Below are 17391 nucleotides of genomic sequence, written 5' to 3' on the forward strand. Positions count from 1 at the left end.
TTTACATGTACCCGGCTGCACGAAGACGCTCGAAAGAGTCCTCGCTTTCATGGTCCATAGCCCGACCCGACCGTTCAGCGACCTTGGTCGTCTCGAGCTCTTCGATGATTTCCTCGATTGTGACGGCGTTGCTGTCCACCGGGAAGGTGATGTCCTTGTCGCCCAACGAACGGTAGCGCTTGCCATCCCTGGCGAAATACAGATCGATCACGGGAATTTTTTCGCGCTGGATGTAGCGCCAGATATCGATTTCCGTCCAGTGCAGGAGCGGATGGATCCGGAGATGGGTGCCGGGCGCGAATTCGGTCTTGAACTGGTCCCAGAATTCGGGCGGCTGGTTGCGCACATCCCAGCCTGCGTCCTCACCCCGCGGACTGAATACGCGTTCCTTGGCACGCGTCGCCTGTTCATCACGCCGGATACCGGCAAAGATTCCGGTAAACTTGCGCTCATCCAGCAGCTTGCGCAGTCCTGCCGTCTTGCGGGCGGCCGAGCGTGTCGCGGGCGGCAGATCGGGGTCCATCTCTTCCACGGGCGGGCAGTCACCCCGGATCAGGTCCAGCTCCCATTCCTTTTCAAAGCGGTCACGAAACGCATACATCTCCGGAAATTTCCGGCCAGTATCGATATGGATCAGGGGAAACGGGACGTGACCGAAGAACGCCTTTCGCGCCAGCCACAGCATGACATTTGAATCCTTGCCGAGCGACCACAGCATGGCGAGCTCGTCGAAACTGTGAAACGCTTCGCGAATGATGAAGATGCTCTGGCTTTCAAGCTGGTCGAGATGGTTCATCTGTCGTCCTGTCTTTGCCCGATTTGTGATTGCGGCGACGAAACTGCCGCCGCCTGCTCGCGGCCCAAATGAATGCCGCATTCGTTCTTGCTGGAGCCCGCCCAACGCCCGGCACGGACCTCTTCGCCGCCCACCACCCGACGGGTGCAGGTCTGGCACCCGATCGAGAGATAGCCTTCCGCCACGAGCGGATGGGCCGGCAGGTCACGTTCGGCGAAAGCGGCATCGATCTCCGCCTGGCTCCAGGGCGCGAGCGGGTTGATCTTGAATTGGCCATCCATGAATTCGATCACCGGCAGGTCAGACCGCTGACCGCCGTGAAACCGCTTGCGCCCGGTGATCCAGGCGTCGAATTCAGGCAGCGCCGCGTCGAGCGGCACCACCTTGCGAATATGGCAGCAACTGTCCGGCTCCGTTTCCCAGAGATTGCCGTCAGGGTCCCAGCGCCTCAGCCGGGCGGCATCGGGCTTCAGGCGGCGGACATCGGTCAGGCCCAGCCGCTTCGTGACCATCTCGATATAGGCATAAGTCTCGGGAAACAGCTTCAGCGTGTCGATCACCAGGACCGGTGTCGCCGGATCGACCTGCGCGACGAGATCGAGCAACACCACTGCCTCGGCCCCGAAGCTGGAGCTGAGCGCGATCCGGCCGGGAAACACATCCCGAATCATCACCTCGAGAAGCGCCTTGCCGTCGAGATGCCCGTAGGCCCGGCGCAACGCGTCGAGATCGGGGGTCGGCGATGTCCGCTCTAGACCCGAATGTTTGGCGTTGGTCGGGGTCATGTCAGCCACTCCTGTTCGGTGATGTGTTTTTCGGAAAGCCGGCGCACGCTGGCCGGGTCATGGCCGTCACGCCGCCAGGCCTCGCGCAGACGGGCCATCTCGTCAAGCCGCGCCGCCCATTCGACTCCGAAGCGTCCGGAAATCGCCTCCCGGATGCGCTGACCCAACGCCGGGCTCTTGCCCGCCGTCGAGACCGCGATCAGGAGATCTCCCCGGCGGATCAGGGACGGCATGAAAAAGTCGCAGAACGGGCGCAAATCCTCGACATTGACCAGCACCCGATGGCGGCGCGCAAGGGTGGCAAACTCGCGGGCGAGACTTTCGTCGATCCCGGCAATAAAGGCGATCCGGAATTCGCCCATTCGGGCCGCCCCCGGCCAGTCGCGGATGAGGCGTTCGCCGGCAGCCGCCGCCAGCGCGTCGTCGGCCTCTTTCGCGAACACCGTGATGTTGTCATGTGCGCCAGCGGCCTCCACCTGTTCGAGACGCATCAGCGCCTTGCTGCCCTGGCCGATCACGGCGACGGGCACGGTCGCGATATCCATCATCAGGGGCAGCATCACGCGACCCCCGCCGGGGCCGGGACGTTGCCCGCGCGGCCAAGCCGCGCCAGCCAGTCAAGTATGCCCGCGCGGTAGGCGATCAGATCCCCGTCGCGATGGCCAGAAAGACGAATGGCCAGCACCCGGTCGATATCACCTGCCAGATCGGGGCGGGTCGCCCGCAGGCGTGCCAGCGTTTGTTCCGCCCTCCCGTCAAAGGCGGCGGGGGTGCTGTTCAAAAGATCCGTCGCCGGCAGGGCCAGCGCCGCATCGCCAGCGGCAAGGGCCCCTGTCAGGTCACCGCCCGCGACGCAGCGATCGAAATGAAGAAGCTCATGCAGGGTGCGGTCGGAAGCACCGGCTTCCCGGCGGGCGGGTTGCCGGACGCCATCCCGGGCCAGAATGGAAACCAGCGCGTCGCGCCCGGCCTCTTCGCCCGCTACGCCCGAGCGCCAGACGCGATAGCGCGCGCCGCCGAGCGCCTCGAGACCGCGGGCCGCCCGGTGGTGGCCGGCGCAGCCGCGCGCGCAGCCTGAAACATGCAGCGCGTCCAATCGGTCGGCCACGGCCGGGTGCAGGCGGGCAACGAGCGTCAGCGTGTTGTCGAGCCCGTGGCGGCACACAGCATCGCCCCCGCAGGCGACGACCTGTCCGCCGCCGAAGGCATCGTTTGCGACGGCAAGTCCGGCGCGCGTCACCGCCGCCATGAAAGCCCTGATTTCCACCGGCTCGATCCCGGTCCAGACGAGAGCCTGGTCCGTCGTCACGCGCAGCGCGGCCGCACCGAATTCATCGGCGATATCGGCCACTCGCTCGAGCGTCTCGGCGCTCAACTGTCCCCCGGGCAGGTTGGCCCGCACCGCGAAAACGCCGTCGCCCTGGGGACGGACTCCGCCGGGCAGGTCAGCCGGCACCGCCGAGGCCTTGGCCGGCCGCGCCCGCGCCTCGATCCGGGTGGCGAACGCCCGGCGCCAGTCGGCAGAAAGGCCCGAGCGCGCGCGATCGAAGGCCTCGGCGAAAAGATCGACCGCCACGTCCGGGCCGAGGCGCTCGACAATCGCCGCCAGGGATTCGGACCCGGCCGCTTGCGAAAAGCGCTGCTGCAACTGAATGGCAGCCTCGACCGCGCCCGGCAACAAGTCCTCGGCTATTGCGTTCTGCGTGACCCGAAGCGCGCCCAGCCTGACTTCGTAGCCTGGCACGCCGTCCTTGAGGTGCGCGTGAATGGCGAGATCGGTCGCGCCCGCGCCGGGATGGGCCGCCTGGCACCCGACGACGCAAATGCGCAGGCGATGCGCCATGTGCTGGGTCGAGGGATGACACAGCCAGAATTGCGTCAGCCGGTCGGCCAGGGCCGCCCCGTCGACCACCTCCTCGATGCAGACACCGGCATAGGGGCAGGTCGTCACATTGCGCAGGCCACGGCCGCCTGTGTGACGGGTCTCGAGCCCGGCCGCCTGAAGATCGGCCAGGAGATCAGCGAAATCGGGCTCCCCTGCGCCATAGAGCTGGAGTCCCTGGCGCGTCGAAAGATGCATCGGCCGGTTGCCAAGCCGACGGGCCAGTCGCGCCAGTGACCGGGCCGCGCGCGGGTCGAGCTGCCCGCCCGGCAGACGGGTCCGCACCATGAAACGGCCGGGCTCTTTCTCGGCGAAAATTCCATATTGCAGTCGGAAGCTGCGCCAGCGCTCATCCGACCAGTGCCCCTCGCGATACCGCGCGAGACCGGCCCGGAATTCGGCAAGATCCAGCGCCTGACGGGCGGCACCCGATGGCTGGCCAGCGGGCAGGCTCGAGTTCGGACGGGCGGGAACTGGATGCAGCGCAGTCATGGCCGGTCCTAAAGATGTGCCGCAGTCGTCGCGCCGCTTTCGCTGGCAATATAGTCGCGCAGCACGTCGACACCCTTGCGGTCACAGAAATCACCGAAGCTTTCATGATCGCGGCGTTCACGCGCATACAGGCCGAACAGAAGGTCGAAGACCTGGGAGATCGATTCTGTCGAGGCCTTTTCGAACAACTTGGTATTGAGGCGCGTGCCCTCGAAGTCGCCGCCGACGAAGATGGCGTAGTGACCGGGCATGCGGCCGACGAAGCCGATATCGCCCACATAGGGCCGCGCGCATCCGTTGGGGCATCCGGTGACGCGGACCGAAATACGCTCGCCGTCGATGCCATGCTTGGCCATCAGCCCCTCCAGCGTGTTCATCAGATCGGGCTGGATGCGCTCCGCCTCGGTCAGCGCCAGGCCGCAGGTGGGGAGTGCCGGGCACGCCATGGCCGCGCGCCGCGTCCGCGAGGGGGTATCGCCGGGCATCACCCCGAAACCGCCGAGGAAATCCTCGATCTCCTGGCGCTTGTCGGCCGGGATATCGGCGATAAGAAAATCCTGGGTGGTGGAGAAAATGGGCCGCAACTCACGGGTCGCAAAGAGCCTGGCGAGGGCCGTCTTGAGCCGCCAGCCGGGCTTGTCCGCGATCCGGCCATTGGGCACATGGAGCCCCAGATACCAATGGCCGTCACCCTGCTCGTGCCAGCCCATATGGTCCCGGACCCGAAATCTGGCCATGGGACGGGGCTCTTCGAGCGCGCGGCCGAAATAGGATGCCAGCCTCTCCTTGACCCAGGCGAGGCCATGGTCGTCGATCGTGTATTTGAGACGCGCGTGCCGGCGGTTCGAGCGGTCACCATGATCGCGCTGCAGGGCGATGACGGCTTCGGCGATCCCGAGAAGATCGTCCGGCCCCACGAACGCGACGGGAGTAGCAAGCCGGGGATACGTTTCGGGCTTGTTGTGGGTCGTCCCCAGCCCGCCGCCGATTGCGATGTTGTAGCCCTCGAGCGTGTTGTCGCGAAACAGCGGGATGACGGCGAGATCGTTGGTCAACACGTCGACCGTGTTGTCGTCTGGCGTGGCGATGCCGATCTTGAACTTGCGCGGCAGGTAGACCTCGCCATAGAGCGGCTCGTCCACGGGGGCCGCCGGCGTCTCCTGCTTCTCGCCGTCGATCCAGATGTCGTGATAGGCGCGGGTGCGCGGCAGCAGGTGGGTGGAGAGCAGGGCCGCGTCCTCATCCATGCGCCGATGGGCGTAATCGGCGATGGGTGCGGGATTGGTCGTGACATTGCGCACGACATCGCCGCACGCGCCGAAGCTGGTGATGACCGCCTCGTTGACTTCGCGGATCGTCGCGCGCAGATCGCGTTTCAGGATGCCATGGAACTGGATGGTCTGGCGCGTGGTGATGCGCAGCGTGCCGTTGGCGTATTTATCGGCCAGGTTATCGAGCGCGAGATACTGCGCGGCCGTGAGCTTGCCTCCCGGCAGGCGGAGCCGGAGCATGAAGGAGAATTCCTTCTCCAGCCCTTCCTTCTTCCGGGTGGTCGCGGTATCGCGGTCGTATTGCTGGTAGGTGCCATGGAACTTGAGAAGCTGGATGTCCTCCGGACCGAACTGGTCCGAATCGCGCGCGAGTTCCTCCTGCAGCGTGCCGCGAAGCTGGCGGCTGGCCGTCTTGATTTCCTCGACCTTCGAGGGCTTCGGCGGCGCTTCGGTCAAAGAATTCCTGGTCATGGCGCGTCCTCGGAAACAGCGCGGATAAAGGCAGCGAGGGCGTGACACCCCTCTTTCACGAAAAATAGGTGGGAATTGTCAATATTCAACACATCTCTTTTGTGTATAAATCATATTTCACACTTAATATTTGTTCTATTTTCGTCTCCAGGGCGCCAAAATCCGCCGATGCGGCCGATCGTCCCGCCACCGCCGGATCGGTTCGGATTTCTTGACAGAGTTTTGCTGCCGGCTTACCGACGAAAGCCACACTTCCCGACCTCTTGCCCGGCGCATCAGACATGACCTCGGCCAACCCCATTCCCACCCAGCCGACCATCGGTGCTTCCGGCGTCACAGCCGACCCGCGCGCCCGGGGCCTGGCGGGATGGATGTTCACGCTTGCCGCCATGGTCTTCATCATGGTGGTGGTCGGCGGAATTACACGGCTCACCGAATCCGGTCTCTCGATCGTCGATTGGCGGCCCTTTACGGGGCTGTTCCCGCCGATGAACGAGGGCGAGTGGCAGCGGGTTTTCGAGGCTTATCAGGCCTACCCCGAATTTCAGAAAGTGAACCGCGAGATGACCCTCGCCGCCTTCAAGGGGATCTTCTGGTGGGAGTACATCCATCGCCTCTGGGGCCGATTGATCGGTGTTGTCTTTCTGCTGCCCTTTATCTATTTCCTTGCGAGCGGCACTCTGCGCGGCCCGGCCGCCTGGCGGACATCGCTCGCTTTCGTGCTGGGCGGCGCCCAGGCCGGGCTCGGCTGGTTCATGGTGAAAAGCGGCCTTGCCGACGATCCACGGGTGAGCCCCTATCGCCTCGCGGCCCATCTCGGCCTCGCGGTCATCATCTACGGCTATCTGCTCTGGCTGGCGCTGGCGTTCCGCGACCAGTACCGGGCGCCGATCCGCCTGCACACGAGGGCGCCGGCCTGGACGCGGCGGGCGGCCGGGCTGCTGCTGGCATGGGTCTTCCTTGTCATCCTGTCGGGCGCCTTCGTGGCCGGATTGGACGCAGGGCTCGCCTATAACACGTTTCCGCTGATGGGCGGCGAATGGGTCCCGCCCGACCTGTTTCATCTCACTCCGGCGTGGCGGAACTTTTTCGAGAACGTGACGCTGGTCCAGTTCGATCACCGGCTTCTGGGGACACTCACGCTCTTCCTGACGATAGCGCTGGCGCTCGCCGTGTGGCGGGCGGCGCGCCAGCAACTAATACCGGCTCCCGCCCTCGCCGGCTTTCATGTGATGGCCGGGGTTGCCGCCTTGCAGGTGATTCTGGGCGTCGCAACCCTGCTGGCCTATGTGCCGGTGAGCCTGGGCGCGCTCCACCAGGCCAACGCACTCGTCCTGTTTACGCTGGCGCTCTGGACACGCTATCGCCTGACAGACCATGGCAGACATGAGACGGGATGAAACACCATGACACGGCTTCTCTCCGATCGGCAGATTTCCGACTTCAAGCGCGACGGGTTTCTCGTCGTGCGTAGCATGTTCGATGACGCGACATTGGCGAAAATCGAAAGCTGGAGCCGCGGGTTGGAAGAGGCGGCGGACCGGCCCGATTATGTCTGGAAATATTACGAGGACAGCCTCACACAGCTCGGCACGAAGGTACTGAACCGGATCGAGAATTTCTGCGCCTACCATGACGAGTTCAGCGCCTTCGTGCGCGGCCCTCGCATGGCGGGGCCGGTGGGTGAGCTGTTCGGCGAGGAGGCGGTCCTGTTCAAGGACAAGATCAACCTGAAACGCCCCGGCGGCAGCGGCTTCACGCCGCATCAGGATGTCCAGGCTGGCTGGGACAGCTACGCCCCCTTCTTTATCACCATGCTGGTCAGCATAGACCGGGCGACCGCGGAAAACGGCTGCCTGGAACTGGCGGCCGGGTTTCACGACAAGGGGCTGATCGGCGATTACTGGGCGCCGCTAACGGAACGGGACATGGCGGACATGACCTTCGTGGCCTGTCCGACCGAGCCGGGCGACGTGGTGTTCTTCGATTCTTTCGCCCCGCATCGTTCGGGACCGAATCTGAGCTCCCATCAGCGCCGCGTGCTGTACATCACCTACAATCCGGCTTCGGACGGCGATCACCTCGCCCGGTACTACGCCGAAAAATTCGCCTCCTACCCGCCGGATGTCGCGCGCGACCCGGACAGGGACTACCGCTTCAAGGTCTAGCGCGCAAAGCCACCGGCGGGCAGCACGCGGGAAGCCTAGAAGGCCCGGGCAATGGTGAAGACCGCGCGCGCGTCGGTCAGCGGATCGTCGCTCTCATCGGCATCATGATAGGCGACGGTCATATCGAAACCGATGACCGAGGCGGTCAGCCCTACCGTCCAGTGCCAGTAATCGTCATTGGACTCCAGATCGAAGCCCTGATAGGCGAGCCCCGCATCGAGGCTCAGGCCACGCGGCAGCGGAACGCCGGCACTGAAGGCGTGGTAATAGCTGTCGCCCACTTCGCCGAAAAATTCCGGAGACCAGGCGAAGTCATAGGCGAGACCGACCACCTCGAAATCGTAGCCAAGAGCGGCGGTCAGCTCGATGAAATCATAATTCAACGACTGGTCGGCCCCCGGATACTGGTAGTAAAGCCCGCCCAGTGACCAGTCGACGCCCTGGATGTTCCCGGTCAGCCCGCCGTAGTAATCGATCTCCACCGTGCCACCCTGCGGGCCATCGTCGAAATCGATATTGGATGCCCAGGTGCCAAGATAGAAGCCGATCTCCTCGAACAGCCCCACCCCATAATCGAACCCGCCCTGTACGGCGGGGTTCCCGTTCGACGTCTGGGAAATCCCGCGATACATATAGTCCGTCGTCAGCGCGATATTGGCGGAAATTGTCCCCGGAATATCTGTTTCCGGGATCAGCGAATCCGGCGCTTCCGACTCGGCCATCGTCGGCGTGACCAGGAACGGCAGCAAGAACGCCGCCCCAAGGGTGGCAAAGGAAAGTCGCTTCTTCATGAAATCATCCCCAGTGTTGTTTCCCGGTGTAGATTTGCCTTCGCCTGTGCTGTGTTTTCCGGGCGGTCATCCGACAGGCGGCTCCTCGTCGAGGCAGCTCGGGGCTCCGACGGGTTTTCGCACTGCAAAAGAAGGACCAATGCTGAAGGTCATGGGAAATAACCCATAAAATATTGATATCTATTAAGAAAATAAGACGTGACTAAAAAATGATCTCTTCCCACGACAGGCTATTTTTTAGGCAATGGCCGAACCCCTGTCCGTCTCCTGGGCAGGCGTCAGGCGTGCCGGGGCGAAAAGCATGGCAGTCGTGACGGGCGCGGACATGGCCTCGATAAGCGAAGCGGATCTGGCCGCCGCCCTTGCCCTCGCCGTCTGGATTTATCTGATCGTCGGCCATGGCCGGTTCTGGCGCTGGCGGGCCGAACCGGTCGCTGACGAACTGCCGGCAGGTCTCGACACCCTGCCGGAAATCGTTGCGATCATCCCCGCCCGCAACGAGGCCGATGGCATCGGGACAGCGGTAACGTCACTCCTGACCCAGGATTACCCGCGTCCGGTCTCCGTCATCGTGGTCGACGACCAGAGCACGGATGGCACTGCCGAGTTGGCCCGCCAGGCGGCCGAGGCGATTGGTGCGGGTGACCGGTTGATCGTCCGGGCGGGACAGAACCTGCCGCCGGGCTGGACCGGCAAACTCTGGGCCGTCGCGCAGGGCGTCGACCTGGCGGGGGAAAAATTCCCCGATGCGCAATACTGGCTGCTGACCGACGGGGACATCCATCATGATTTTGCGAATCTGCGCGAGCTTGCCACCCGGGCCGAAACCGCCGGGCTCGATCTCGCTTCGCTCATGGTCCGGCTGCGGATCGACTCGTTCTGGGATCGCCTCCTGATCCCGGCCTTCGTTTTCTTCTTCCAGATGCTTTACCCGTTCTCGCGCGTGGCTGATCCCCGGCGGCGCGAGGCGGCGGCCGCGGGTGGCTGCATGCTGGTACGCCGTCGCGCGCTCGAGGCGGCGGGCGGGATCGGCGCCATTCGCGATCGTCTGATCGACGATTGCGCGCTGGCGGCGCTCCTGAAACGCCGGGGCGGCGCCATCTGGCTGGGCCTGTCCGACAGGACATATTCTCTCAGGCGCTACCGCGGGCTCCGGGACATTTGGGACATGGTGGCGCGCACCGCCTACACCCAGTTGCGCTATTCTCCCTGGCTTGTCGCCGGCACAGTCCTCGCGATGGGGATGGCCTATCTGGTGCCCCCGCTGGCCTTGGCCGTGGGCCTCTGGCGGGGCGAGATGCTGACGGCGGCGCTGGGCGGCGCCGGCTGGCTGCTCATGGCCGTGGCCTATCTGCCCACCGTCGGGCGGTATCGCCTGGCGCCGCCCGTCGCCTTGAGCCTGCCTGTCGCCGGTGTGTTCTACGCGCTGATGACGCTAAGCTCCGCCTGGCGCCACTATCGCGGCGCGGGCGGCGCCTGGAAGGGGCGGCACTATGACGGGCCGAGAGGCTCCCGGCCGGCGGCGGCCTTATCCGACGAGGACACCCCCAGCTCATGACGACATCGCAGCTTGAAACACCCTCTGGCAAGGGCGCCGCGGACGAGAATTTTCCTGTGGGATCGTGGTTGCTGCCGGCCGCGCTCCGCCCCCATATCGCGATTTTCTACGCCTTCGCGCGCGCGGCCGATGACATCGCCGACAATCCCGCCCTGCCGGCGGACGAAAAAATCCGCCGCCTCGATGCCTTCGATCGAGTCCTTGCCGGCGCGGGGGACGCCATGGACGGGCTTGAAAAGGCGGCGCGCATGCGCGAGAGCCTGGCCCGAACGGGCGTCAGCCCGCGCCATTGCCACGATCTTCTGAAAGCCTTCAAACAGGATGCGACCAGGGCCAGATATGCCGACTGGGACGACTTGATGGCCTACTGCAATTTGTCGGCAGCCCCGGTGGGCCGCTACCTTCTTGATCTGCATGGCGAAGACGCGGCCGACTATCCGCCCAGTGACGCCCTGTGCAACGCGCTTCAGGTCATCAACCACCTTCAGGATTGCGCCGAGGACTACCGCCGGCTCGACCGGGTCTATCTGCCGGCACCTGCCATCGAGTCCGCCGGCGGGCAGGTGGCTGACCTGGCGCGGGACACGGCAAGCCCCGCGATCCGTTTGGTCATCGACGATCTCCTGGCGCGGACCGATGAGTTGCTCGATGCGGCCGGCGAACTTCCCGGCCGGCTGCGGAGCACCCGCCTCGCGATGGAATCGGCGACGATCCTGCGCCTGGCGAGACGCCTCACCCGACGGCTCGGGCGAGAGGACCCGCTGGCCCAGCGCGTGCGGCTGCGCCCGTGGGCCGTCGGAACCTCGGCGGTGGAAGGAATTCTTTGGGGACTTTCCCGGGCAGGACGGGGCGGCCCGGCGGCCGGCCACGCCCGCCACTAAATATCTTGAGCGCCGGCGAACGCCCATATTAGGGTCGCCGGGCCCGAGCGGGACAACTCGCGGGACAACTCGCGGGACAATTTGCGGGGCGGCCCGGGCGGGGCAGCGGTACGGATGAGGGAATGACGCAGGCAGGATCGCTGGCGGAAGACGTCGGGAACGAGCAGGAAGCGCGGCTGATCGAGGAAGCGCGGCACCATGTCAGCGCCCTCACGCGTGCCTCGGGCACGTCGTTCTACTGGGGGATGCGGATCCTGCCTCCGGCCCGGCGCGAGGCCATGTTCGCAATCTATGCCTTCTGCCGCGAGGTCGACGATATTGCAGACGGGTCCCTTGAGCCGGCCGGCAAGCGCGCCGCCCTCGAGGATTGGCGCCAGGAAATCCAGAACCTGTATCTCGGCCGGGCCAATAAGGCCGTGACCCGGGCGCTCCTGCCGGCACTTCGCGACTACAAGCTTCGGCGCGAGGATTTCCTCGCCATTATCGACGGCATGGAAATGGACGCCGCCGGTCCGATCGTGGCGCCCAGGCGGGCGGAGCTCGAACGGTATTGCGATCGCGTCGCCGGCGCGGTGGGTCTTTTATCGATCCGCGCCTTTGGTGATTCGAGTTCGGCCGCAGAGGATTTCGCCCTCGCCCTCGGCCGCGCGCTGCAACTGACGAATATCCTGAGAGACCTGAAGGAGGACGCCGCCATCGGCCGGCTATATCTGCCGCGCGAAACGCTGCTCGCACACGGTATTTCGCCGGATGATCCGGCGGCCGTCCTCGACCACCCCAATCTGCCCGGGGTCTGCGCCGAGATCGCGGCCGAGGCGGCGCGACACTATGCGCTGGCCGATCGCCTGCGCCCCCGGCTGGACCGCCATGCCATGCGCCCCGCCTTCATCATGGGCGCACTCTATCGCCGTGTTCTCAACAAGCTCGTCCGGCGTGGCTGGCACGATCTGGACCGCGATGTGCGCGTTAGCAAGCCGGTCAAACTCGCCATCATATTGCGCTATGCCCTTACCTAGCCGCGCGCCAGCCGCCGGGGCGTGGCGATGAGCAGGCGCCGGTCGGGCCGTGCCCCGGGCCGCGTTCATGTCATCGGCGCGGGGCTGGCCGGGTTGGCGGCAGCCGTCGAACTGGTGCAGCGGGGCCGGACGGTGACCGTCCATGAGGCGACCCGGCAAGCGGGCGGGCGGTGCCGCTCCTTCGTCGACCCCGCCCTCGATGCCCTCATCGATAATGGCAACCACCTGCTGATGGGTGCCAACACGGCAACCTTCCGGTTTCTCGATTTGGTGGGAGAGCCGGAGGCACTGGCGGCGCCGGCGCACGCGGTATTTCCGTTTCTCGATCTCACGACCGGCGAAAGATGGACGATCCGTCCGTCGCGCGGCCCCCTGCCCTGGTGGGTGCTGCGGGCGAAAAGCCGCATTCCCGGTACCGCGCCTGGCGATTATGCCGGGGTGCTGCGCATGATGCTGGCCGGGCCGAAGAAGCGCGTGAGCGAGATCACTGGTCTGCACGGGACGATGGTCGACCGCTTCTGGGAGCCGCTCACCGTGGCCGTGCTCAATACTGAAATCGAGGCGGCGTCGGCCCGCCTTCTCGGCCGCACCCTGGCCCTCACCTTTGCCAGGGGCGAAGCGGCCAGCCGGCCCTACATGGCGCGCGACGGCCTGTCCCCTGCGCTGGTAGATCCCGCGGTCGCCTTCCTCACGCGGCTGGACAACGACCAGGCGCGGTTCGTATTCAATTCCAGGCTGCGCGGCCTCGAATTCGGCCCGGATGGCGTAACCGCGCTCGACACCACCACGGGCCTGATCCCGCTCGCGCCCGAGGACAGCGTCGTGCTCGCCGTCACCGCACCGGTCGCGCACGATCTGCTTCCCGATATCGTCCCCGATTTCGCCGGCCGGCCGATCGTGAACGCGCATTTTAGCTTGCCGGCCCCGGCCGCCTTGCCCGAGGGCAGCCCGCTCCTCGGCCTGATCGGAGGCACCGGGCAGTGGCTTTTCGTGCGAGGTTCCATCGCCTCCGTCACCGTCAGCGCCGCCACCGGCCTGGTGGACGAGGAATCGGAAACCATTGCACGGCGGATCTGGCCCGAAGTCGCCCGCGCCCTCGACCTTGGCAGCGCGCCACTCGGGGCTTACCGGATCATCAAGGAAAAACGGGCAACCTTCGCCCAGACACCGGCCAACGTCGCCGCCCGCCCGGGTCCCGATACGCCCTGGCGCAACCTGGTGCTGGCCGGAGACTGGACCGATACGGGCCTGCCGGCCACGATTGAAGGGGCTATTCGCTCGGGCTTCACCGCCGCCGGCCGGCTGGGATGAGGCCATGACACGGCGGGCCGGTCGAATGCGCGCCTCGATAGACAAAAACACGCCCATACAGTAGGTTCCCGGCCAATGTGACGGCCCGATGACAAGATTCAGGGCGGGTCGCGTTGCGAAACCCGATTTTGGTGATTCTCAGGGCCCCCATAATGGCGACAGTGTCCGAAAATATTGAATCACAGCCTGATTCGGTAACGGACGCAGCGAGTGCAGACATCCAGGGAGAAGCGCTCGATGCGCTGATCAAGGATGCGCGCGAGGCTCTCCTCGCCCGCCAGCGCGAGGACGGGCACTGGGTCTACGAGCTTGAGGCCGACGCAACGATCCCGGCCGAATACATCATGCTGCTGCACTATCTTGGCGAGGAGGCGCCCGAGACCGAGGCGCGGCTCGCCAACTACCTTCGCGCCATTCAGGGCGACGACGGGGGCTGGCCGCTCTTCCATGCCGGCGAGATGGACCTGAGCGCCACGGTGAAAGCCTATTTCGCGCTCAAGCTGGCGGGAGACGACCCGTCTGCGGCGCACATGGCGCGGGCGCGCGAGGTCATCCTCGCCGCCGGCGGCGCGGCGCGTGCCAACGTCTTCACGCGGATTGCGCTGGCGCTCTTCGGCGAAGTGCCCTGGCGCGCGGTGCCGGTGATGCCGGTCGAAATCATGCTGCTGCCGCGCTGGTTCCCCTTTCATCTGGAAAAGGTCTCTTACTGGTCGCGCACCGTCATCGTGCCGCTGCTCATCCTGATGGCGCTCAAGCCCCGTGCGCGCAATCCCGGCGACATCCATATCCGGGAGCTGTTTGCGACACCACCTGACGAAGAGCGCCACTACCTCAGGAGCGCGACAGATCGCCCGCTGGCGCGTCTCTTTCTCGGCCTCGACAGGCTCCTGCGCCTGGCCGAGCCGCATATGCCGACGCGGCCACGGGCCCGGGCAATCGAGGCGGCGCTGAACTTCACACGGGAAAGACTCAACGGCGAGGACGGGCTGGGAGCCATCTTCCCCGCCATGGCCAATGCTGTCATGGCGTTCGAGGCGCTCGGTTACGCACCCGATCACCCGGACCGGGCGATCGCGCGTCAGGCGATCGACAAACTGCTGGTCTTCCATGATGACTGGGGCTACTGCCAGCCTTGCGTCTCACCAATCTGGGATACGGCGCTGGCCGCGCATGCACTGATGGAATCGGGCGTCGAGCCCGAGCAGCCCGAGATGCAGAGCGCCCTGTCGTGGCTGCGCGATCTACAGATCCTGGACGTGAAGGGCGACTGGACAGCGCGCCGGCCCGATCTGCGTCCGGGCGGCTGGGCTTTCCAGTATCGCAACGATTTTTACCCCGATGTCGACGATACGGCCGTTGTCGGCATGGCGCTCGACCGGGCGGTTCGCGGACGGACGGACACGGCGGTGGACCGCGCGGTCGAGTGGATCGACGGGATGCAATCCGGCGACGGGGGCTGGGGTGCCTTCGATCCCGAAAACACGCATCACTACCTGAACCATATCCCCTTCGCCGATCATGGCGCGCTTCTCGATCCGCCGACCGAGGACGTGACCGCGCGCTGCCTCAGCCTTCTGGCGCAACGCGGGCGCAATCGCACCGATCCCGTGGTCGCGCGGGCACTCGCGTATCTGAAACGCACGCAACAGCCGGACGGCTCGTGGTTCGGCCGCTGGGGGACAAACTATATTTACGGCACATGGTCCGTCCTTTCGGCTCTCAACGCGGCTGGCGAGGACCCCCGGGCGCCCTACATTCGCAAGGCGGTCGACTGGCTAAAATCGCGCCAGCGCGCGGATGGCGGCTGGGGCGAGGATGGCGCCAGCTACTGGGACGACCGGAAGGACGTGGTCAAGGACAGCACGCCCTCGCAGACTGCCTGGGCGCTGCTCGGCCTTATGGCGGCGGGCGAGACTCACTCGGCAGAGGTTGCAGCCGGCATCAGGTATCTGATGAGGGCCCGACGCGACGGTGACAAATGGCACGAGACGCTTTTTACCGCTGTCGGCTTTCCACGCGTATTCTACCTGCGCTATCACGGTTACAGTGCCTACTTCCCGCTTTGGGCCCTGGCGCGATACCGGAATCTGACGCGCTCCAATCGCTCCGCCACGCCTTACGGCATGTAACGCGGTGGGGGAGCGCGCGCCGGGCCGGCCATCCACATCACCGGGGACGGCGCTCATTTGCGGCATGGCGGCGGAGTTTCACTGCCTGCCCCCCGATATTCGCGCCCGCGTCAGGGGCGCATGGTCGGGCGGCCTGGCCAGCCAGGCCTACACGCGCGCGACCGATCTGTTACAGGCGGGTGCGGGACGGCTGGTGAGCTTCGGGATCGCGGGCGGGCTCGAGCCCGGACTCACCCCCGGGACGGTCGTGATCCCCCGCATTGTTCTGGCGCCGGACGGCACTCGCTACGAGACCGATGCCGAGGAATTTGCCCGCCTGAGCGCGCTTCTGGAGGCAATCCGCATTCCCTACGTGACCCGGCCGATCCTCGGTGTGGACAGGCCTGTCACCGACCGGCGGGAGAAGCGCGCCCTGTACGACCGCTGGGGGGCGGCGGCCTGCGATATGGAGAGCCATCACGCGGCCCGGGCGGCGCGCCGGATCACAACCCCGGGCGGCCTGCCCCATCCCTTCGTGACTGTTCGCGTGATCAGCGATCCGGCCCATCGCACCCTGCCCTCGACGGCCCTCCTTGGCCTGTCGGCGACGGGTGAGGTCGATACCGCTCGTGTCCTGGGCGCGCTTCTGCGCCGACCGTGGGAGATTCCGGCGATGGCCGGCCTTGGGCTGGAGGCAGCGCGGGCCTTCCGTCGCTTACGCCGCCTCGGTGCGCTCGGCGTTCTCTAGTTTCTCGAGCTGCGCGGTAACGAGTTCCTCGTGCACATCGATCGCCGGCCTCTGGCTTCCGAGCGGTATATCCGGCGTCATCGGCTTGTCGATGTTGATGCCGCGGAGCCAAATCTTGAGCGCCTTGAGGGGATGCTTCACCGTATCGTTGACCGCCGTCGGCTCATAGCCGCAATGCACCATGCAGTTGGCGCATTTTTCGTACTTACCCGTTCCGTATTGGTCCCAATCGGTCTCCTGCATCAGCTCTGCGAAGCTCTTCGCATAGCCCTCGCTCAGCAGATAGCAGGGCCGCTGCCAGCCGAAGACATTGCGCGTGGGATTGCCCCAGGGCGTGCAGTGATATTCCTGATTCCCGGCCAGAAAATCGAGAAACAGAGTGGACTGGCTGAATTGCCATTTTGACTTTCGTTCACGACCGAGGCGAAAGACATCCCGGAACAGTTGCTTCGTCTTCTGGCGATTCAGGAAGTGGGTCTGGTCGGGCGCGCGCTCGTAGGCATAGCCGGGCGACACGGTAATCCCCTCGACATTGAGCGAGGACGCGAAATCGAAGAATTCCGCCGCGCGCTCGGGCGCCACGCCGTCGAACAGGGTGCAGTTGACGTTGACGCGAAAGCCCTGGTCACGGGCGGTCTTGATCGCGTCGATGGCTCGGACGAAGACCCCTTTCTGGGAGACGGCGCGGTCGTGTTCCTCTTCGAGGCCATCGAGGTGGACCGAAAAAGTCAGATACGGGCTAGGCTTGAAAAGATGCAGTTTCTTTTTCAGCAGCAGCGCGTTGGTGCAGAGGTAGACAAACTTCTTGCGCTCGACCAGGCCGGCGACGATCTGGTCGATCTCTTTGTGCAGCAGGGGCTCACCACCCGGGATCGAGACAATCGGCGCGCCGCATTCATCGGCCGCTTCCAGACATTCGGCGACACTGAGCCGCTGCGCCAGAATGGGGTCCGGGTAATCGATCTTGCCGCAGCCGGCACAGGCCAGGTTGCACTGGAACAACGGCTCCAGCATGAGCACCAGCGGATAGCGGTGGTTGCCTGTAAGCCGCTGCTTGAGAATGTAGGCGCCGACTCGCACTTGCTGTAACAGTGGAACCACGTAATCTGCCTT

At 65.3% G+C, this 17391-nt stretch carries 15 protein-coding genes; 8 read left to right on the forward strand and 7 right to left on the reverse strand.

All coding sequences use genetic code 11. The features are described 5' to 3' along the window. Position 1: 1 nt before the first annotated feature. Genes cysD through RLQ26_06345 form a run of 5 tightly spaced genes read right to left on the reverse strand, consistent with a single transcriptional unit; the run spans position 2 to position 5697 of the window. Positions 2–796 carry a sulfate adenylyltransferase subunit CysD gene (cysD, locus tag RLQ26_06325; protein MEQ9088340.1) on the reverse strand — a complete coding sequence of 265 codons (795 nt, stop codon included), beginning with the start codon at positions 794–796 and terminating at the stop codon, positions 2–4. Then, positions 793–1581 (reverse strand): phosphoadenylyl-sulfate reductase, encoded by a 789-nt coding sequence (locus tag RLQ26_06330; GenBank protein MEQ9088341.1) that lies wholly within the window; start codon positions 1579–1581, stop codon positions 793–795. Before RLQ26_06330 ends, cysD begins: the two co-directional genes overlap by 4 nt. Next, positions 1578–2141: an NAD(P)-dependent oxidoreductase gene (locus tag RLQ26_06335; protein ID MEQ9088342.1), complete on the reverse strand. Its 564-nt coding sequence runs from the start codon at positions 2139–2141 to the stop codon at positions 1578–1580. The genes RLQ26_06330 and RLQ26_06335 overlap by 4 nt, the downstream gene beginning before the upstream one ends. Next, positions 2141–3955, reverse strand: coding sequence for a nitrite/sulfite reductase (locus RLQ26_06340; protein MEQ9088343.1), 1815 nt, complete (start codon positions 3953–3955; stop codon positions 2141–2143). The genes RLQ26_06335 and RLQ26_06340 overlap by 1 nt, the downstream gene beginning before the upstream one ends. Positions 3956–3963: 8 nt before the next feature. Beyond that, positions 3964–5697, reverse strand: a complete 1734-nt coding sequence (locus tag RLQ26_06345) for an NADPH-dependent assimilatory sulfite reductase hemoprotein subunit (protein MEQ9088344.1) — start codon at positions 5695–5697, stop codon at positions 3964–3966. A gap of 281 nt (positions 5698–5978) precedes the next feature. Between RLQ26_06345 and RLQ26_06350 the strand changes: the two genes are divergently transcribed. Together RLQ26_06350 and RLQ26_06355 are read left to right on the forward strand one after the other, a co-directional pair. After that, on the forward strand, positions 5979–7097 hold the full coding sequence (locus RLQ26_06350) for a COX15/CtaA family protein (GenBank protein ID MEQ9088345.1): 1119 nt from the start codon (positions 5979–5981) through the stop codon (positions 7095–7097). A 6-nt stretch (positions 7098–7103) separates the two neighbouring features. Further along, positions 7104–7865: a phytanoyl-CoA dioxygenase family protein gene (locus RLQ26_06355; GenBank protein ID MEQ9088346.1), complete on the forward strand. Its 762-nt coding sequence runs from the start codon at positions 7104–7106 to the stop codon at positions 7863–7865. A gap of 35 nt (positions 7866–7900) precedes the next feature. On the opposite strand, the gene RLQ26_06360 is transcribed toward RLQ26_06355, so the two are convergent. Beyond that, on the reverse strand, positions 7901–8656 hold the full coding sequence (locus RLQ26_06360) for a TorF family putative porin (protein ID MEQ9088347.1): 756 nt from the start codon (positions 8654–8656) through the stop codon (positions 7901–7903). Positions 8657–8957: 301 nt separating this feature from the next. On the opposite strand from RLQ26_06360, the gene RLQ26_06365 reads away from it, so the two are divergent. The 6 genes from RLQ26_06365 to RLQ26_06390 all read left to right on the forward strand — a co-directional run bounded on the left by RLQ26_06365 (position 8958) and on the right by RLQ26_06390 (position 16278). Then, positions 8958–10214, forward strand: a complete 1257-nt coding sequence (locus tag RLQ26_06365) for a glycosyltransferase (GenBank protein ID MEQ9088348.1) — start codon at positions 8958–8960, stop codon at positions 10212–10214. Next, positions 10211–11095, forward strand: coding sequence for a squalene synthase HpnC (gene hpnC, locus RLQ26_06370; protein ID MEQ9088349.1), 885 nt, complete (start codon positions 10211–10213; stop codon positions 11093–11095). The genes RLQ26_06365 and hpnC overlap by 4 nt, the downstream gene beginning before the upstream one ends. Before the next feature lie 122 nt (positions 11096–11217). Beyond that, positions 11218–12111, forward strand: a complete 894-nt coding sequence (hpnD, locus tag RLQ26_06375; GenBank protein MEQ9088350.1) for a presqualene diphosphate synthase HpnD — start codon at positions 11218–11220, stop codon at positions 12109–12111. A 27-nt stretch (positions 12112–12138) separates the two neighbouring features. Then, positions 12139–13422, forward strand: coding sequence for a hydroxysqualene dehydroxylase HpnE (hpnE, locus tag RLQ26_06380; protein MEQ9088351.1), 1284 nt, complete (start codon positions 12139–12141; stop codon positions 13420–13422). 152 nt (positions 13423–13574) lie between these two features. Next, positions 13575–15551, forward strand: a complete 1977-nt coding sequence (gene shc, locus RLQ26_06385) for a squalene--hopene cyclase (protein ID MEQ9088352.1) — start codon at positions 13575–13577, stop codon at positions 15549–15551. 64 nt (positions 15552–15615) lie between these two features. Next, the gene (locus tag RLQ26_06390; protein ID MEQ9088353.1) at positions 15616–16278 is read left to right on the forward strand and encodes a hypothetical protein; all 663 of its coding nucleotides are present in this window, start codon (positions 15616–15618) and stop codon (positions 16276–16278) included. On the opposite strand, the gene hpnH is transcribed toward RLQ26_06390, so the two are convergent. Next, a complete protein-coding gene (hpnH, locus tag RLQ26_06395; protein ID MEQ9088354.1) occupies positions 16246–17379 on the reverse strand; it encodes an adenosyl-hopene transferase HpnH in 1134 nt (377 codons plus the stop codon). The genes RLQ26_06390 and hpnH overlap by 33 nt on opposite strands. Positions 17380–17391 lie beyond the last annotated feature (12 nt).

The organism is Alphaproteobacteria bacterium (assembly GCA_040220875.1).
Lineage (GTDB): Bacteria > Pseudomonadota > Alphaproteobacteria > JAVJVX01 > JAVJVX01 > JAVJVX01.

Coding starts and splice junctions, on each gene's coding strand:
- hpnD (MEQ9088350.1), top strand. CDS start 11,218: ATGACGCAGGCAGGATCGCTGGCGGAAGACGTCGGGAACGAGCAGGAA.
- RLQ26_06340 (MEQ9088343.1), bottom strand. CDS start 3,955: ATGACTGCGCTGCATCCAGTTCCCGCCCGTCCGAACTCGAGCCTGCCC.
- RLQ26_06355 (MEQ9088346.1), top strand. CDS start 7,104: ATGACACGGCTTCTCTCCGATCGGCAGATTTCCGACTTCAAGCGCGAC.
- RLQ26_06335 (MEQ9088342.1), bottom strand. CDS start 2,141: ATGCTGCCCCTGATGATGGATATCGCGACCGTGCCCGTCGCCGTGATC.
- hpnE (MEQ9088351.1), top strand. CDS start 12,139: ATGAGCAGGCGCCGGTCGGGCCGTGCCCCGGGCCGCGTTCATGTCATC.
- RLQ26_06350 (MEQ9088345.1), top strand. CDS start 5,979: ATGACCTCGGCCAACCCCATTCCCACCCAGCCGACCATCGGTGCTTCC.
- hpnC (MEQ9088349.1), top strand. CDS start 10,211: ATGACGACATCGCAGCTTGAAACACCCTCTGGCAAGGGCGCCGCGGAC.
- shc (MEQ9088352.1), top strand. CDS start 13,575: ATGGCGACAGTGTCCGAAAATATTGAATCACAGCCTGATTCGGTAACG.
- cysD (MEQ9088340.1), bottom strand. CDS start 796: ATGAACCATCTCGACCAGCTTGAAAGCCAGAGCATCTTCATCATTCGC.
- RLQ26_06390 (MEQ9088353.1), top strand. CDS start 15,616: ATGGCGGCGGAGTTTCACTGCCTGCCCCCCGATATTCGCGCCCGCGTC.
- RLQ26_06365 (MEQ9088348.1), top strand. CDS start 8,958: ATGGCAGTCGTGACGGGCGCGGACATGGCCTCGATAAGCGAAGCGGAT.
- RLQ26_06330 (MEQ9088341.1), bottom strand. CDS start 1,581: ATGACCCCGACCAACGCCAAACATTCGGGTCTAGAGCGGACATCGCCG.
- RLQ26_06360 (MEQ9088347.1), bottom strand. CDS start 8,656: ATGAAGAAGCGACTTTCCTTTGCCACCCTTGGGGCGGCGTTCTTGCTG.
- RLQ26_06345 (MEQ9088344.1), bottom strand. CDS start 5,697: ATGACCAGGAATTCTTTGACCGAAGCGCCGCCGAAGCCCTCGAAGGTC.